23 protein-coding genes and 1 pseudogene are annotated in these 17219 nt (G+C 38.3%); 5 read left to right on the top strand and 19 right to left on the bottom strand.

The genetic code is table 11. The features are described 5' to 3' along the window. Positions 1-17: 17 nt before the first annotated feature. From LM917_RS10130 to LM917_RS10110, 5 genes are all read right to left on the bottom strand, one after another. Complete coding sequence (locus LM917_RS10130) at positions 18-410, bottom strand: DUF2178 domain-containing protein (RefSeq protein ID WP_232697389.1); 393 nt, start codon at positions 408-410, stop codon at positions 18-20. Next, positions 403-618 carry a helix-turn-helix transcriptional regulator gene (locus tag LM917_RS10125; RefSeq protein WP_232697412.1) on the bottom strand — a complete coding sequence of 72 codons (216 nt, stop codon included), beginning with the start codon at positions 616-618 and terminating at the stop codon, positions 403-405. The genes LM917_RS10130 and LM917_RS10125 overlap by 8 nt, the downstream gene beginning before the upstream one ends. 232 nt (positions 619-850) lie before the next feature. After that, the gene (locus tag LM917_RS10120; RefSeq protein ID WP_232697388.1) at positions 851-1702 is read right to left on the bottom strand and encodes an alpha/beta fold hydrolase; all 852 of its coding nucleotides are present in this window, start codon (positions 1700-1702) and stop codon (positions 851-853) included. A gap of 361 nt (positions 1703-2063) precedes the next feature. Next, complete coding sequence (locus tag LM917_RS10115) at positions 2064-3440, bottom strand: MFS transporter (RefSeq protein ID WP_232697387.1); 1377 nt, start codon at positions 3438-3440, stop codon at positions 2064-2066. A 158-nt stretch (positions 3441-3598) separates the two neighbouring features. After that, positions 3599-4024, bottom strand: coding sequence for a MarR family winged helix-turn-helix transcriptional regulator (locus LM917_RS10110; RefSeq protein ID WP_232697386.1), 426 nt, complete (start codon positions 4022-4024; stop codon positions 3599-3601). A gap of 362 nt (positions 4025-4386) precedes the next feature. On the opposite strand from LM917_RS10110, the gene LM917_RS10105 reads away from it, so the two are divergent. Continuing rightward, entirely contained in the window at positions 4387-5220 is an 834-nt protein-coding gene (locus tag LM917_RS10105) for a DUF2935 domain-containing protein (RefSeq protein WP_232697385.1), read from the top strand. Between the two features lie 90 nt (positions 5221-5310). Here LM917_RS10105 and LM917_RS10100 read toward each other — a convergent pair whose 3' ends face one another. The 5 genes from LM917_RS10100 to LM917_RS10080 all read right to left on the bottom strand — a co-directional run bounded on the left by LM917_RS10100 (position 5311) and on the right by LM917_RS10080 (position 10425). Beyond that, positions 5311-5958: a DUF5701 family protein gene (locus LM917_RS10100; RefSeq protein WP_232697384.1), complete on the bottom strand. Its 648-nt coding sequence runs from the start codon at positions 5956-5958 to the stop codon at positions 5311-5313. Positions 5959-6302: 344 nt separating this feature from the next. Continuing rightward, positions 6303-6797 (bottom strand): arsinothricin resistance N-acetyltransferase ArsN1 family A, encoded by a 495-nt coding sequence (locus tag LM917_RS10095; protein WP_232697383.1) that lies wholly within the window; start codon positions 6795-6797, stop codon positions 6303-6305. Between the two features lie 201 nt (positions 6798-6998). Further along, entirely contained in the window at positions 6999-8594 is a 1596-nt protein-coding gene (locus tag LM917_RS10090; protein ID WP_232697382.1) for a serine hydrolase domain-containing protein, read from the bottom strand. Positions 8595-8797: 203 nt separating this feature from the next. After that, the gene (locus tag LM917_RS10085) at positions 8798-9316 is read right to left on the bottom strand and encodes a gamma carbonic anhydrase family protein (protein WP_232697381.1); all 519 of its coding nucleotides are present in this window, start codon (positions 9314-9316) and stop codon (positions 8798-8800) included. A gap of 50 nt (positions 9317-9366) precedes the next feature. After that, positions 9367-10425 carry a flavin-containing monooxygenase gene (locus tag LM917_RS10080; RefSeq protein WP_232697380.1) on the bottom strand — a complete coding sequence of 353 codons (1059 nt, stop codon included), beginning with the start codon at positions 10423-10425 and terminating at the stop codon, positions 9367-9369. A 183-nt stretch (positions 10426-10608) separates the two neighbouring features. Here LM917_RS10080 and LM917_RS10075 point away from each other — a divergent pair. From LM917_RS10075 to LM917_RS24390, 4 genes and pseudogenes are all read left to right on the top strand, one after another. Further along, positions 10609-10859, top strand: a pseudogene (locus LM917_RS10075) (VOC family protein). Positions 10860-11110: 251 nt separating this feature from the next. Next, a complete protein-coding gene (locus LM917_RS10070; RefSeq protein ID WP_232697379.1) occupies positions 11111-11923 on the top strand; it encodes an alpha/beta fold hydrolase in 813 nt (270 codons plus the stop codon). Positions 11924-12033: 110 nt separating this feature from the next. Beyond that, positions 12034-12354, top strand: coding sequence for a hypothetical protein (locus tag LM917_RS10065; protein ID WP_232697378.1), 321 nt, complete (start codon positions 12034-12036; stop codon positions 12352-12354). 132 nt (positions 12355-12486) lie between these two features. Continuing rightward, a complete protein-coding gene (locus LM917_RS24390) occupies positions 12487-12621 on the top strand; it encodes a hypothetical protein (protein WP_255668153.1) in 135 nt (44 codons plus the stop codon). Here the strand turns inward: LM917_RS24390 and LM917_RS10060 are convergent. The 9 genes from LM917_RS10060 to LM917_RS10020 form a co-directional block, all read right to left on the bottom strand. Next, a complete protein-coding gene (locus LM917_RS10060; protein WP_232697377.1) occupies positions 12618-12875 on the bottom strand; it encodes a hypothetical protein in 258 nt (85 codons plus the stop codon). The two genes, LM917_RS24390 and LM917_RS10060, sit on opposite strands and share 4 nt — an antisense overlap. A gap of 28 nt (positions 12876-12903) precedes the next feature. After that, entirely contained in the window at positions 12904-13356 is a 453-nt protein-coding gene (locus LM917_RS10055; protein WP_232697376.1) for a hypothetical protein, read from the bottom strand. A gap of 23 nt (positions 13357-13379) precedes the next feature. Continuing rightward, complete coding sequence (locus LM917_RS10050) at positions 13380-13787, bottom strand: NusG domain II-containing protein (protein ID WP_232697375.1); 408 nt, start codon at positions 13785-13787, stop codon at positions 13380-13382. Positions 13788-13806: 19 nt separating this feature from the next. Continuing rightward, entirely contained in the window at positions 13807-13965 is a 159-nt protein-coding gene (locus LM917_RS10045) for a hypothetical protein (protein ID WP_232697374.1), read from the bottom strand. Next, positions 13953-14162, bottom strand: coding sequence for a prolipoprotein diacylglyceryl transferase family protein (locus LM917_RS10040; RefSeq protein WP_232697373.1), 210 nt, complete (start codon positions 14160-14162; stop codon positions 13953-13955). The genes LM917_RS10045 and LM917_RS10040 overlap by 13 nt, the downstream gene beginning before the upstream one ends. A gap of 238 nt (positions 14163-14400) precedes the next feature. Further along, entirely contained in the window at positions 14401-14592 is a 192-nt protein-coding gene (locus tag LM917_RS10035; RefSeq protein WP_232697372.1) for an NlpC/P60 family protein, read from the bottom strand. A 78-nt stretch (positions 14593-14670) separates the two neighbouring features. Continuing rightward, positions 14671-14883: a hypothetical protein gene (locus tag LM917_RS10030; protein WP_232697371.1), complete on the bottom strand. Its 213-nt coding sequence runs from the start codon at positions 14881-14883 to the stop codon at positions 14671-14673. Continuing rightward, entirely contained in the window at positions 14880-16286 is a 1407-nt protein-coding gene (locus LM917_RS10025; RefSeq protein ID WP_232697370.1) for a sensor histidine kinase, read from the bottom strand. The genes LM917_RS10030 and LM917_RS10025 overlap by 4 nt, the downstream gene beginning before the upstream one ends. Continuing rightward, positions 16283-16990 (bottom strand): response regulator transcription factor, encoded by a 708-nt coding sequence (locus LM917_RS10020; RefSeq protein WP_232697369.1) that lies wholly within the window; start codon positions 16988-16990, stop codon positions 16283-16285. The genes LM917_RS10025 and LM917_RS10020 overlap by 4 nt, the downstream gene beginning before the upstream one ends. Between the last annotated feature and the right edge of the window lie 229 nt (positions 16991-17219).

Below are 17219 nucleotides of genomic sequence, written 5' to 3'. Positions count from 1 at the left end.
GCTTGTAGTAGAATATCTTACTTGTACTTCCTTGCATATAGGAATTCTGTAATCGGAAGTGTCACAAATGTAAGACCGACTACAATAAGTAAAGGATAATTCTGAATATCATTCAAATTAGATACCCCTTCCGAGATGAACAAAATTAAAGCTGACAATATCATTAATACAAAGTAACCTATCTTTGCACTCTGAGTTTCAATATGATGGTCTAATTCGTCCTTCTTAGTAGGTCCATTATGATTGCCCCAAGTAAGAGTATTAAAAAAATATGATAAGGCAAGAAAGCTGAAAAATATAGAACCCCCATCTATTGTTCCATATCGTATCCACCGATATAGAGTGATCCCTGCAAGCGTACAAAAAAGAGCAAAGGATAATACGGTAATGATCCTTTTTGATTTATCCATTTTTTTCCTCTCCATTCTCCGGTGGTATAAATAACTCCTCCATAGGGGTACCTAAATGCTTAGCTATATTAAATGCTAATTGTAAACTTGGATCATATTTGTTGTTCTCGATAGCGTTAATCGTTTGCCTACTTACATTACATAGCTCCGCTAATTTTCCTTGTGAAAAACTGTTTTTTTCTCTGTACTCCTTTATTCGATTTTTCATTCCTTCTACCACCGCCACATTTGCAAAGTGTAAAAAACCTTTTACACCTATAATATAAAATATGACTAATAAAATGTCAAACATGTTTTACACCTTATTAGTCTTGTACTTTTATATAGCAATCGGCTCTTTCAAGCAAGCTAAGCCTTTTTTTAGATAAAAAAGCCGATCTTCCTATGTTGAGTTAACGAAGGAAGACCGGCTTATAATCGGTGAATCATGGTTGAAATCCTTATTTGTCCTCACAAATCCACTTGGTAAGTTCTCTATCAAAGAATTGAGATTCTTCAAACATAGGATTATGGCCACTATGCTCAAAAATCACTTTCTTCACGTTATTACTCGTGTCATCAATAAAATCCCAAAGTGAAACAGGTGCAACCAAATAATCATATCTACCTAAACCAATAAACACTGGTTTATTGAAGGTGTTCAGTGACTGTATAAGATTTAGCGCTCCAAACGCTTCTCCCCACAGATAATCAATGACTTGCATATTCGTATAAACACCTTCCCACATATAAGCTGCATCAAATGTATAGTCATAAAAACTTTGAGCACCCATTCGAATACACATGTGGACAAAACGTCGTTCAGGGTCTTTCTTGATGTCACTTTCTAATAGAGCAATGTCTTTTTCAAATTGCCGCTTTCTTTCTGGACTTGCTGTTTCATTAAAAAATGTAAAGCTTTGATGCTGCCTGTTCTGGCTATTAGTAGGTGCTGAATTTAACAAGACAACTTTTTGGACATGTTCAGGATACTTTCTTGCATATTCTAAAGCAATGAAAGCGTGTCCTGAGTGCCCCAATATAATGAAGTCGGTTAAGCAAAGAGTTTGTCTTGCTTTCTCTATGTCATCTAACACTTTTTCCAATGTAAAATCTTCTAATTTCAGAACCCGAGGCGGTTTCACAAATCCTCTATGATCAAGGAAAATAAACTGGAATGTTTCATATAAATCTTCCGAAAATAGGTGAGGGTAATACATGCTGCTCCCTACCACTACTATGGGTTTTCCGGTTCCCTTTACATAATAATTCAGTTTAAATCCATCTATGTTTATACTTTGATTTTTGTACATTATAATAGTCCTCTTTTCATTTTTAATGAGAAGAGCTACTAATGAAGTAACAGCTCTCCTTTACATCACTTCCTTTCTTCCTTTAAAATCCCTAATATTCTCCATGGAGCGTTCTAACACTCTACATCACCTCAATCAAAATTGCCAACAATTCAGGTTACTTTAGCATAATTTACACGGAGAGACAAGGTTTCAAGAGAGGTGATTGATTTCTTACCTTACTTCTTCGTATCTTTCTTTAGAAAATCTCATAATCCATCCGTCTTCCGTATATCCACCCCGACTTTCGGGTTCAGGTGCTCTCACTTCTGCCTCCATGTCTCTTCTAGATTGTAACCGTCGAAGACTCGGAATATCCTCCTTATTCACTCCTTTTGGCAATACGGAAAGATACGATAAAGCTCAATATTACGAGAAGCAGCTGAGTAAATAAGGCCAACATGATACCCATAAAGATACCACTGCTAAAGATTTCGCTTATGGCAATTAAGGCCCCGCCTATTCCGATGCTCAATCCTGGAAAAAACGCATCGACGAATTGGAGATAGGCGGATATCTCTCCTTCTTCTCCTTTACGGGCATGCTGCAGCGCAATAGCGCCCGTAGTTGGATTTGCCATTCCGATGCCGAATCCAGTTAATAATTGTGAAATCAATGCAATTGCTATTCCGCCGCCCTCAAATCCTATAGCCATTATGACTAGTGATACGCCTACTATCATCAAACCGACACCGACAGAAACCCGTTTTTTTCTGCCACGACCTTGATCCCTCTCGTCAAGCTTAGACTGCAGCCAAGCTGCGGTAGACCAGCTTAACGCGCCCGTGGCGACAATCAGCCCCGCAAGGTCTGCCGACAAACCCTTAACTTCCGTCAAAGCCAATACAACGTAACTTTCGGTTGCGACGTAACACGCAACATACAAACCCCTTGAGACAATTGTCGCCGGCAACCCCTTTTTGACGAGAAAGGTGCCTTCGGGAAGTAGTTTTAGTAGTGGCCGGATCATTATGGCCACACCAGTAAGCGAAAGCGCAATGCCTTTCCAATCGGATACAAATCCCAATCCAGTCAGCAGCATACCCGTACCGATAGTTAGCAATAAGGCGTAACCTTCTTTGTGGCTTTTTTTTGTAACCGAGATGTTACCCACTTGAAGCTTGCGAAATGTAGGAAGTGTCAGTAATACGGCCAACCCGATCAATGGCAATACAAGCCAGAACACGAGTCTCCACGATACATATTCTGCCAGCAATCCAGCAAAATAAGGTCCGATCATGGCAGGTAAAATATATGCACTTGAAAAAGCGGCCAAAATTTTCGTTCTCAATCCATCGGGATAGCTCAATGTAATGCTATAGTAAACGCATGTTATACTGGCTCCAGCTCCAAAGCCTTGAAACGCTCTTCCTCCAATCAACATCGGCATATTCCATGAGGTGGCCGCTAGAAGAATGCCCACAACAAAAATAATGATAGACAATGTAAATGAACGATACACACCGATTTTTCCAATTTGCTGGCCGATGACCATGGTTCCCAATATTTGTGACAGTAGAAAAGCGCTGAATATCCATCCGTATAAATGAATACCGCCTAATTGTTGCGCCAGATTGGGAGCAATCGTCGTAATAGCCAAACCTTCGAATGCTACCGTAGTAACTGCCAAAATGATGCCGATTGTCAACGCTCTATAACGGACGTCAAAAATTCCAGTCTTGCTTTCACTTATTTCCATAATCGCACCATCCCTTACTTGCCAAAGCATTAATTGTCTTAGCAAGTATAAAATTGAAAATCAGACGTCTTTTCGACCAAAATAGGATAATGGTCATGATTATAGTTGCCATAGCAATTATATAGCAAAACATCTTATTGTGACGAAACTAAAAAATATTATAAATCTTTAACGTTATTATACATGACAGTAAGTATTCTTCTAAAAGTCTCAACTTCTTCCTCCGATAAACCTTCGATCGTTTTCTTAAAAGCTTCAATTGATGGAGCAAGAATTTCGTCTTTTGTTTCTCGACCTTTGACAGTTAAATATACACGTAACGATCTGCGGTCCGTCTCATGGGTTACACGATGAATAAAGCCCTTTTTCTCGAGCTTGAATAGCATCCGGGCAATGTTCGTCTGATCTTTATAAAGCCTTTCCGCAAGTTCTTTTTGGGTGATCCCCTCCTTTTCCCACAAGATAACCAATATTTCCCATTGGTCTACCGTAATATCAAAAGGATTCACCACTTTTTGATAGTAATTGTTAAGTTTTAAATCCGCCCTGTGTACGATAACACCTATATATTTTTCTAATTCCAATGGTAGTCTCCTTTATAATTGATATGATTATAGTTGCTATGACAATTATAAAACCAATACCAAAGAATGTCAACTCCGGTTTCAAAACTGTTTTACTCCGTCCTTACCCCATCAAAACTGACACCTAATCGCTTTATCTCCCTTATGGAATTGCCAAAAGAGAAACCCTCATATGAACAGGAATTGTGAATATGTTGAAATTGGAAGGTACTTTGTTTTAACTAGTTCGGAATTATCGAGCTAGTTCTTTTCTGGAATATCAATAAAATTGTTCCTTTATATTTTCAACTTTACTAATATCCTTCTGCTAGTAAGCATAAATTAGTGGGCACATACATCATTTAACTGGGGGAATAATCCACATGACTGATGCCTTTGTAAGTAGATCGTTAGAAGAGGTTCGTTTTTGGTCGAGAATTATGAAGGAACATTCATTGTTTTTAAAGCTTGGTTTTAATTGCGATGATACGAAGCTCATTAAAGAAGCTGAAAGATTTTATGGTATTTTTGAAAACATTGAAGCGCAGGCTCTTTCTTTGTCAGAAGATACTGATCCTCAGTTTATTTATGATTTTAATGAACAAATTCTACACGCTGTTCGTCATATCTGGTCGTTTAAACGTCATGTACTCGGTCTGATTATCTCATGTAGAATTGGGGGTAATAACTTTCCGTTGTTAGTAGATCATGTCAGTAGAGAGGCTGCTTATTTTGCAAAACGACTTGAACAATTAAATACGGGTACTCTGGACTCATTACCAGATGCGATTATTAACGAAAATGTATTTTTCCTTAAAATTATGGCTGATCATGCTAAGTTTATTAACCACCTATTAGATCCATCCGAACGTAAGCTCGTTGAACAGGCCAATGAATTTAGCCATGATTTTGATCAACTTGTTTTTCAAGCGACTGATCTAGACTCGATGCGCCCCCAGTCACAGACTCCTCCCTTACTCTCCCAGTTCGTGGATCAGAATAGAGTATCAGTTGTCCAGCTCCGTGATTTTAAGAGAACAGCACGTGATTTAATCGAGGCATGCCGGATCAAAAGTATTATTCCTGCGTTACTAGCTGATCATGTTTTTAGAGAAGCAACCCATTTCCTTGAAATCCTAGACGCTTTTGAAGCAGTATTAGACGGTACATCCCATCATAGTGGTAAAAATAATCCTAACCTTGATTCTCACTGTTAAAGAATTAGTATGTTAAAGAAAAAGGGGAAAAAATACTCCCAAAATGATTATTGGAAGTGTTTTTCCCCTTTATCAATATGAAAACCTGAATTATTCTGGTAGACCTCCTACACGGCTACCACAGGATGCCGAACCCAGCCATGTATGTGGATTCCCAGCCCAGCACCAACCTAGCTTAGGTTTACCAGTGCTGAGCCACAAGGCAGTGACTCGTTTATCCCCACAACGAGAACCTAGTAAATAAAAACAGTTATTTTTTTGCATGGTATCTGGAAAATGCGTAATCACTGCGATGCCTTCATCGATGGTAAGGGGCGATTTGTTTGCTTCCATAATCGATTGTAAGGCAGCATTGGGTGTGATATTTCTCGTTTCTTTACCTGTATCAATATCCAACAAGAGATAAGCCATTCCTTCAGGAAGTACCAGATTTTCAATCGGCTTAAACTTCTCGATATCATCTGCTTCCATGACAGAAAAGCCTTGTTTCTTCTTCCTTACCACTCGTTGAATGGTTTGATCTGCTGTTACCAGCTCACTTTTTATCACTATCACAAATGGAAAATAACCTTCTTCCGGTTCATTATAGGTAAAGGTGTGTTTTTCTATCAATTGTTTAAGGGGTTCAACATGGATGATAAACTCTTCTTCCGATAAACCAGCCATATCATGATATTCTTTTTCGAGTAAGGTAGCTACTTGTCGATTAAATTCTTCTAGGTGGTATTGATTAGACAACTACATCCACTCCTTCTGATATCCTTCTCTTCATCCGTTACGAGGACCAGTCCATTGTCAAATGCAGGGAATTAATCATTTCTACCATTTATGTAAAGTGTTACATGTAGTAGAGTAGGATTATTCAAATGATAGTTACTCTCGCAATTTCAAAGGATGTGAGTGAAATGATCGAACTATATTAATTGTTGTAGTAATTTTCTTGCAAGGAATCTATTTTAACCAAATTAAACAAATAAAACAAAATCAACAGATTCTATCACTTCTTGAACAGCAATATTCTAAATAGTATCAGAACGTGAAAATCCCATCTACTTTCACAATCTGCAGATGGGTTCGATTTTTTATGGGCCTGCTAAAATTTTTTCCATGATCATAATATCAACATACTTACCGTCCAAAATGCCCTGTTCTTTCAATATCCCCACTTCTCTATAATCCAGTTTTCGATATAAAGATTGTCCCTGTATATTTGATAGAAGTGTCATTAGTACAAATTTATGATAAGCATGTTGTTTTCCTTCCGTTTCTAGCTCTTTAAGCAATTTTTGTCCGACGCCTTTCCCTCGTTTTGTTCTTTCAATATAAACGGAAATATCACCCACACTGTCATAGGCACGACGTATATTGTAGGAATTGATTGATGCCCACCCCAGTGTGACACCATCATCCTCTGCAAGTAATACTGGCTGTCTGCTACTCCGCGACAATAACCATTTTCTCATATAGTCGAGATCTTTTTCATCCGTTTCAAGTGTTGCTATCCGATCTTCTATGCCTTGATTATAAATGTTTAGTATGGATTGTAAGTCCTTTTCATTAGCTTTTCGTATTATCATTCATCATCACCAGGTATTTAAATTTATCAATGAAACAGCACTTGAGTAGAATCGCAGCCCCTAGAGAACCAATTGAGAAGCCTCTTTCAAGAAAGCTTAACTAAAGTTCCGTGCCGTCCTCTTTTACAAGGCCAGTCTTCTAGTAAGATTATTCAGATACTGTTTCAACCGTCAAATAATGATTATTACTGGAAAATACTATTACTCTTTGTTCATTTTCCATGAACAGTGTAAAAGAAAGTGCAGGACTTGCCCCTCTTTATCCCGATGAAATTTTATTGCTCCAAATTGTTCACTTGTATACAAATCTTCTCCAATTTGAATAAGCGTATCCGTATCTCCATCCGCTTCAATCATAAGTTTGCTCTCAAATTGGCTGATTTCAAATTTCCAATCTGGGGACCCTTGAAAGGAATAAGTTCCACAATACTCCTGATAATTGATAGATTCTGAATGGAATTCTTGTGGAGTAAAGCGATAACAACGATTGTTATTTACTTGAATAAACAATACAGAGCCATCATGTTCTCTTATTACACCTACACTGCAAGATTGTTGACCATTATCGGTAAAACCTAAAAAATGATCTTCTGTCAACTCATATAAATCTATTTGTTTTTTATTAATTGTAATCTGAAGTGGTTCCCCACTTAGTTTTACAAGACCTATACTGGGGCCAAAAAAGGTTCCAGAGCATACTTCGGTGAGCTTCTTTGAAACCTGGTTGCTTACAAGATCTTTTTTATTTATTTTTGTTTTTGGAAGGGTTATATGTAACTGGTCGAAGATACGTTTTGTAATGTTGTTATGAGGAAACGGACGATTATTTACAATAATGACTGCACTTCCAGACTCCCGGTTCAGTACAAAGTCAGCCGTGTAACTGCTAATATCACCATAATGGCGTGAGAAGCGTGTACTCATCTCATCTTCCTGAAGTGCAAAACCCAAGCCAAATCCATTAGTACATGTACTAAACAGATATGTTTGGATTTGATGCATCTCTTCAACTGTCTCGGGCTGTAGTAACCTCTTATCACCTGTTTTCCCATTATTAAGATGTAACAAAGCGAATTTGGCCAGATCAGTTACGGAAGACATACAAAAAAATGATGGATAACAGGCTGGATTATCAATGAAACGATGTAAAACACGTATGTCATCATTTTCCTGGTAATGAGGTAGTGCGAGAGAATGGGTCATGGCAATTAAAGGATCGTACGTGCTTAGTTTCATGTTCAACGGTTTAAACAGATATTCTTGTATAAGATTGGCGAAAGGAATGCCTGTCACTGCTTCTGATACACAACCTGCAATATTAAAATGAAAGTTACTATAAGAATAAGTTTTACCTGGTGGTGCATCTAAATCAATCTGGGACAATTCTAGCTCTACGTGTTGTTGTAAGCCATCTGGGTTCTTATTGCCTGCATAGCTTCCTCCATTAGTAAACCCTGCTCGGTGGCTGAGTAATGTTCGAAGCGTTAAGGATTTGTTATAAGCTGAGTTTTTCAAAGAAAACCAAGGGATGTACTCACAAACGGGGACATCAAGATTGAGCAAACCTTCTTCCACCAATTGCATGACTAAGGTTGCCGTTAATAATTTAGAGATTGAGCCGATGCGAAATAATGTTGATGACATGACAGCTGTTCCGCTCTCTTGTAAAGCAGTAACTCCAAAACCTTTCGCATAGATTAATTTCTTTTCATGGATAATTGCAATCGCCAGACCTGGGACTTTAGCCTGTTTCATTTCAAACTGAATTTGTTGCTCTACTTCTTCCATCTGTATCATGAAAACCATTCCTTTAAAATATTTGTATGAATAGAATTATACGTACGAGTTGATTATATTTATCTGTACATGATCTTGTTATGCTGAAAGACAGAATGGTACTCTTTGGCTTTCTCTGAAGGCTTATCACAAATAATTCGGACATATTTGAAGAGATTAGAATGATCTAATCTCTTCATCCACCGTATATATTTCTGCCATATCTATTCTACAATCTTCTCTTCCAAATAAACTCTGCTATTTGCCACATAGTGCTCTGCCCCGCGCTTTAATCCTTCAATTTCTTGCTCTGTTAATTCACGAATGATTTTTGCCGGACGACCCATTACCATAGTGCAAGGCGGGATTTTTTTGCCTTCTGAAACAAGTGATCCAGCTGCCACCAATGCATATTCTCCAATTTCTGCACCGTTCATTACGGTAGAGCCCATACCGATTAAAGCTCCTTTTCTAACTGTACACCCATGAAGGATTACCATATGACCAACCGTAACATCATCCTCCACGATGATAGGATCATGATCATCTACATGACAGACAGAACCATCCTGGATACTGACGCGGTTTCCTATCGTAATGGGAGCATTATCTGCACGTAACACTGCATTGAACCAGATCGACGATTCCTCACCTACTGTTACATTCCCGAGTAATTTGGCGCCTGGAGCTAGATAGGCTGATTCAGCAATAACTGGATAGTGATTTTTGAATTTGTATAGCATGTTCTGATCTCCTTTAAGTCCATTATGTGAGTATTATTCTCTTTCTCTTATCATAGCTGTTTCGAGGTGATTAGTTCTACTAAATATTTCGCATCGTCCCTTACACCGCCTATTAAAGCAGAGCCCCGGGAATTTTGCCACGGTAAACCTAAAAAATATAAACCGTCAATTTTACTAACACCTTTGTGATGGTTAGGATTTCCTCGGCTATCTAGTACATTAGGTATGTCTACCCAATTAAAATCAGATTGAAAACCAGTTGCCCAAATGATACTTGTAACCTCCAGCTGCTCCCCATTTTCAAATGTGACCACACGATCCACAGCTTGAGTCGCACGTGGAGATATACTTATTTGACCAAGCTTAATAAGATGCTGTAATTCTTTACCGAAAATTGGGTCAGAGCGCTTGCTAAGCCACTTACCAATCCATGAATGTTTTGGCATCCTTACAATTCCCATCTTTTTTAACCACCAAAAGATACTTTTTCCCGCAATTTTTAATGGTTTATACCGCAATGGGTGACCCGTAGAAATGGTCACATTTCGCTTTGTTTGTGCTAATTCTACAGCTATTTGTGCCCCTGAATTTCCTGCTCCGATTACCAGAGAATTGCCCTCTGCTATTTGGCTTGGATTATGGTATTCAGCTGAATGAATCTGTTGGACATCCGCGGATAATTCCTGTGCAAACTGTGGAATAAAAGGCTTTTGGAAAGGTCCAGTTGCAATGATAACATGTTTTGCAAGGTAGATTCTGTCTGTTGTCGTTATTGTAAAGACATCTTTTATTTTTTGAAGCCGAGTTACCTTTGTCTGGAGATGAGTGGGAAAGTCATATGTTCTCGCATACAGTTGTAAATAGTCAGCGATTTCATCTTTACTTGGGACATCTTCCTGGCTTCCATCAAGTTTTAATCCAGGAAGCGAGCTGTACCAGCGAGGAGTAAACAGCTGTAAGGAATCATACCTGTTTCGCCAAACCTCACCAATTTCACCCCCTTGGTCAATTAACAGAAAATTCCATCCTTTATTAGATAAATAGTACCCTGCAACTAGCCCTGCTTGACCTGCTCCTATAACTAATACGTCTACAACAGATTGATTCATTGTACGACACTCCTTTTATCCAACGAAAAATACTGTTAGTAAACCAATTATAATGTGAAATTCATTTACATTCAAATATATATTTGAATGTATCTAATCATTTTGTTATCAATTGAATATTCTGTACGATATCACTTGTTTTGTATAATGGAATAAAATAAACCTTATTCTTGAGGTGATACAGTGAAAATATCTGGTTTGAATCACTTATTGTTTTCTGTCTCCAATTTAGATCATTCTATCAACTTTTATCAGAATGTATTTCAAGCTAAACTCCTGGTAAAAGGGGAAAAAACAGCCTATTTTGACTGTAATGGAATGTGGTTTATTTTACTGATCCGGATGGTCATAAGTTTGAATTTCATACCGGAACATTGCAAGATCGGCTTCTTTACTATAAACAGAAAAAAGCACATATGGAGTTTTATATATAGAATTTCTGTGCCAGTGCTTTTACATAGGCCAAAATTAAACAACTAGTCTTACACGATTCCCCCGTGTTTTAGACTGGTTGTTCTTTTATGATTAAAGCGCATTTTGTATCAATCCCATATCCGATTGGTTTGTTCATTAGATTAATCGAGACAAACGTCCATTTTACGATTTTTTCATATCCTGTATGTGTAGGTTAGAAATGGAATATCATGTGGACATTCAGTTAGATAACAACATGGGAGGAGATTAAATGGGGTACTACATTACAGTTGAACCGAATGTTAATCTTTTTGTGGAAGATGTAGATCCGGGTAACGGCAAACCAATCGTCTTTCTTCATGGCTGGCCCGTCAACCATAAGATGTATGAGTATCAGTTTGACCAGCTTCCTAAGATGGGGTTTCGATGTATCGGTATTGATTTACGGGGTCATGGGAATTCCGATAAACCTTGGACCGGGTATACGTATGATCGAATGGCAGACGATGTTCGTGTTGTAATTGATTCGCTCAGACTAAAGAATATTGTTCTTGCAGGACATTCCATGGGTGGTGCCATTTCAATCAGATACATGGCACGCCATGCAGGACATCAAGTAGCAAAATTAGCCTTGTTTGGTGCAGCCGCACCCGTTTTCACAAGACGTCCTGATTTCCCATATGGATTCACCAAGGAAGAAGTAAACAAACTGATTGAGGAAACCTATGCTGACCGACCACAAATGTTGGTTGGGTTTGGGGATATCTTTTTTTATCGCTATCTTACAGAAAGTTTTAAGGACTGGTTTCATGGTCTTGGAATGGAAGCTTCCGGACATGCAACAGCCATGTGTGCCATAGCATTGCGAGATGAAGATTTACGCCCTGATTTACCAAAGATTAATGTGCCAACAGGAATTTTTCATGGTATCCATGATAAAGTATGTCCGTTTGCTTTTGCTGAGGCAATGAATACAGGAATCAAGAACTCTGAGCTTATCCCTTTTTGGGATAGCGGCCATGGTTTATTTTATTGTGAAAAGGAAAAATTTAATGAGGCATTGATTCATTTTATTAAGGAGTAACAAGATGGAAGATTTACACTTTTTGCTCAAAAAATATTTCTCTTTCCCTTACAAGCACGTTATGATTAATAGAGTTTATGTGTTTTAAAGAAATCAAAGAGGTGATTTTTTTGAGAAAAAGTGTAATCTCCATTGGAGTTCTTACCATTTTGTTAATTGTTGGATTATTTACGATTCAAGTAAATACATATCCTCCTTCCTCTACTCGTATCATTTTGGAGCATACGTACGAAACATATATCACTCCTGTTTGTTACGAACAAGCCGAGAAAACCAACAATCTGGCTGAATCCACGTTAGAACAAGCAACCGCCTTACATTATAAACCTGAATCATCTTGTACATCTAAATCATTAGAGCCATTAAAACAGCCTGTTGCATATTTTATAGCTGAAAAATTAGGGATTCGTCCTAGTAAATGGACCTGGTGACAAAAAAAGTCCCTCATATTTTCATGACTTATCAAGACTAATCTAAATAAAAATCTAAGTAATCAACGCTTTAAACATTGGTAGCATGTATCTATAGTAAAAATGCGCACATTAATAGGAAAAGGCTCCTCATTGAGCCTATTTTATTCCTTCACCTTCAATAATCGTAAGCTGTTCGATGTTACGATTAGCGTCGCTCGCATGGCAGTTGACGGATTAACAAAAAAGACTGCCAGAATTCCAGCAGTCTTCCTCTTGAACTATTAAATTGAACCTACATCTGATGTTCTCATCATAGAGTTATTCTTCATCATTCCCTGAGTATTTTCGTTACCTTGTCTTTGATGACAACTATTGTACATCTGTTCAAGCTCGGAATCACTGAGGTTTGGGTGCATTTCCTTCATGAATGGAAGCATTTCTTTGAATGTACTAAGACCTGCCTCATCAGCATACGCGGCAGTTCCAACTCCAAGAGTTAATACCACTGCGCCTACAACAGTCACTAGTTTAGTTTTCATGATGTTCACCTCCTTTCAAAATGGTTCACTATAAAGTTATTTTGCTTACTTGCATCCACTGTCCGTCTTCTGAAGGAATGATTTTCACTTTTTCCCCAGGATAGAAGCAAACGTAGTTCATCATATTATGGATGTTGATTATGGTAATGGTTTGTTTGTTTTCTAGTTCAATTTCGTTGTGACACTGACTGATCCCCATCTCATCTGCTTCACAGTCCGTATCGGATTGAATCACACCTATGCTTTCTGATGCTAATTCTCCTTCAAGTAATTTTGTGAGATACTGATTTTCTTTTCCGTTTTGCTGCCAATCCTTTTCTACTCCAAAGCGTTCTTCCACTTGAATCGTTGTTACTTCAGGTTTTGGTTCTTTACTATCAGTTGCTTCTTCCTTTTGTACATTAAAAGAATATATAAAAGCGATCATCACAACTGCTAACGTTAGGATAGAAGCACTTATCCAAATAACTGATTTATTCAAAGCAAATCTCCTTTATATTGATCTTATGAAACGATTGCGTCCAATTCATTATCTATAGGGATATCGCTTATAATGGTGATGTACATGCGCAAAGGTAAACAGATAATCTCTTCACTCAGCTTGGTAATATGACCAAAGGTAAAACATATTTTTTGTGGGCAATCTGACTCCACAACTTCTATGCCATAATCACGAACTCGTAGTAAGTCGTAGCCGTTACTAGTTTGAATCTCAATCCACTGGGTTTCCTTGGTGAGCTTCACTGTCTGATAGATTTCACCATCCACCTGAATATGGGCATAGGATTCTCCTGCTGAGATCTTATCAATGGACGCTCGATTGATCATGAACCCCACATAGATCAAGGTAGCGACGATCAGCAGGATAATAATTAGAATAAAATCTCCTTTTTTTAACTTGAGCTGATTCATTTCCACCTCTCATCTCTTTTTAAGCGTCAAGACATTCAAGCTTGTTCTCTCTCCATTTATTACTCATCAGTCTGTATCCCATTAAGATAGCACTAATGACGATAACTGCCACGCTTGTCCACTGGGCGGAGGTCCAATCCAATGCATATTTAGGGGTATCTCCTCTTAAGAACTCCAAGAAGAATCCTCCCACAAACGTGCTCCAAGAATGGCCCCGACAATAACATAAAGTAACAGATCAAAGACGTGTTTCCGATAAACTGTGCCTTTGGCTAAATAATATGCTTCATACGCCGATAAGATAATAACAATTGCTATGATAAGACCGTAAGATCGAATGGGGAAATTTCCAATATGAAATAAGATAACCTGCATGAGACTCTGTCCTCTCATTTATAATCACATACACATTATACTTTGATAATATGTTGAAACTGTGAAGATGTACTAATTTTTTCCATGCGCTTTATAGTGATTAACGATGGGAGATCATTGCACAAAGAACGAGGACCATAAGAAACAGTTGCAACCGATTAAGCTATTTGACTTTACTTTGTATAGCAAATTCCCAACATAAAACAAGTCCTCTAATTAAAGTGAAGAGGAAAATGTTTTATTGAGCTAATTTACGGAACACCTCATCTGAAAATACTCGACGAGCTGTTATATAACGTTCCGCATAATATTTCTCGGAGAGTTTACTCACCTCAGAACCTTTCCCCACCGAATTGTGACCGAATATTCCATCACCCATGTATATTCCTGCATGAGATATTCCTTTTCCATCCGTAAGGCGTTCTGACAACCTTCTTCACAGTCGAACTCAGTGTCGCATTACTGTGGAAACCATGAAGAAACAAAAAAGTGACCTCATCTCATGAAGTCACTTTTTCTTTCTGCGGTTTTGTTTAATCTGAAATGCAAAATAGATGAGGTATATCACAAGCCCGATCATAAGTATCCATATACAAAAAGTTCCCATAAAACTGCTACTATTGATGGAGGAACCTCTCTGATAGAATGTAGCTGATATCGTTAAACACATCACACCAATCGCTATAAAAAATACAGCAATCAGCCAGTCTGTTTTTTTCATCTCAATTCCTCCTCTATGGTTAAGGAAGGAAATTGAATCTTAAAGCATGTCCCTTTTCCTACGCTACTACTTACCTTAATGGTTCCTCCCTGTAACTCAACTAAATTCCTTACGATAGATAGACCAAGTCCTGTACCTCCATATTGCCGTGACCGAGATTTCTCAACCCGATAAAAACGATCAAAGATAAAAGAAAGCTCATCTGTTGGAATACCAATACCTGTATCTTCTACTAATAGAGTCACCCTATTAGTAGAACTGCTTACACTGACTTTAACAGTACCTTTGTCTGTATAGCGCACCGCATTTTCCACAAGATTAAGCACAATTTGTTCCATCCGTAACCCATCACCACGAATAAGCGGAATAGAATCTGGAGCTTGAATCTTGAGATAGATCTCTTTTTCTTTAGCTTTTAATTCTATCTTTTGAACAGCTTGCTCTACAATATCCTTCATATCGACCCATTCCATCGATAAACTGATTTTACCTTCTTCCATTTTAGCAAGCTCAAACAAGTCGCTTACCAAATGTTCGATGCGACTGGCTTCCTGATAAATAATGTCCAAATACCGATCCTTTTCTTCTTCGGTATCATATATACGATTCTTCACCACCTTGGCGTAACCTTTCAAGTAGGTGATTGGTGTTCGGAGTTCGTGGGAAATGTTTGCAAAAAACTCTTGTCGTGTATCTCGATATCGTTGCAAATCCGCTGCCAAATTATTAATCGCAGCAGCCAGATCGCCAAATTCATCCTTACTTTCAATTTCCAAACGTGTTTCTAATTCGCCAATCGCAATTCGCTTCGTGGCTTGTTGCATTTGGATTAAGGGTCGTGACAATAGTTGTGCCATAATCCAAGTGATGCCAATGGCAAGCAAAAAAGCCCCTATTCCTGCGAGTATTAGAAGGTTACGTACAGCAGTTAAGGACTTATCCATGTTAGCCGTTGATGCCATCACATAAATGGCGGAAGAAATCGTATTGCCTTCATAGATCGGTTGACCGATAACAACATATCGACTGCCTGACGGATCTTGATGTTCTATGCTTATAGATTCCCCTGAAAATATCTTCTTTATATCTTCCTCATATATAAAAGAGCGATCCGCTGCATTATGTTCACCCGAATGAAGCGTAATCTTTCCTTGCGCATTGATATAAAATATACTTACATTAGAAAAATCGGCAAAGGTCAGCATCATATCCTCTGATGAAGCATTCGTGGTCTCAGCCATAGTAATGAAATGAGAGGTCATTTCGGAGACTTCGGTTTTCATTTCAGTATGATAAAAGTTGAAAAACATTTGATACATCGTTACGCCAAGAACTAGTAAAACCACTAAAAACACCGAAGCAATGACCAATCCTAACTTCATTCCAATGCGATTTCTAATCATTCCTTTGCTCCTTGCACGGTAAACTTATAACCAACTCCCCAAACCGTCTGAACGGGATTGTAACCAAGCCCTGCTCGTTGCATTTTTTCCCGAATGTTTTTGATATGGGTGTCCACAACGCGCGAATCGCCTGTATAATCATATCCCCATAAACGCTCAACTAACTCATCTCTTGAAAAGGTATGCTGAATATTTTGCGTAAGAAAATACAGGAGTTCAAACTCTTTAGGCGTGAAATCAACGTTCGCCTCATGAATATGAACTTCACGTGCTTCTGCATAAATTTTGAGATTAGGTAATTCCATGATGGATTCTTGAGACTTATTCAATTGGTACATCATGGAACGTCTTAGAAGTGAATAAACACGCGCAAGTAGTTCTTCGATTTCAAATGGCTTCGTCAAATAATCATCAGCACCAATACCGAGCCCATGTACCTTATCCTTCGTTTCGGTTCGGGCGGTTAACATGAGGATGGGGATCGTTTGTGTTTCTCGAATTGTTTTGCAAACGTGCCAACCATCCATCCCTGGCATCATGACATCCAACACGATGAGATCGAACTCATACTGCTTCATCATAGCGAGTGCCTCATAACCAGAAGACGCTTCTTTTACCTCGAAGCCCTCTTTCATGAGATATATTCGGATCAAGTTCCTCATGTTCCATTCATCATCTACGAGTAGTACCTTGATTTTAGACATTATTTCACCTTCTATTTTCAATATGAATTTACAATCATAGAGTAGTCAGTCATTCATCCAACCGTCAATGGACATCGTTCCTCTTATTCTTCAGTTAAAATAGGATGCCCTACATCATATCGTCTTGTTCTTCTTACATCATATCTATCCCTCTTCATGAACGACTCCCCTCCATAAAAGAAATGCCGTCAGCTTTAGATAAAGGCAAACGGCATTTTGATCCTCCATG

The organism is Brevibacillus daliensis (genome assembly GCF_021245735.1).
In the GTDB taxonomy this organism is placed as follows: domain Bacteria; phylum Bacillota; class Bacilli; order Brevibacillales; family Brevibacillaceae; genus Brevibacillus_B; species Brevibacillus_B daliensis.
The sequence above is the reverse complement of the archived record's forward strand: the minus strand, read 5'-3'. Positions and strand labels throughout refer to the sequence as shown.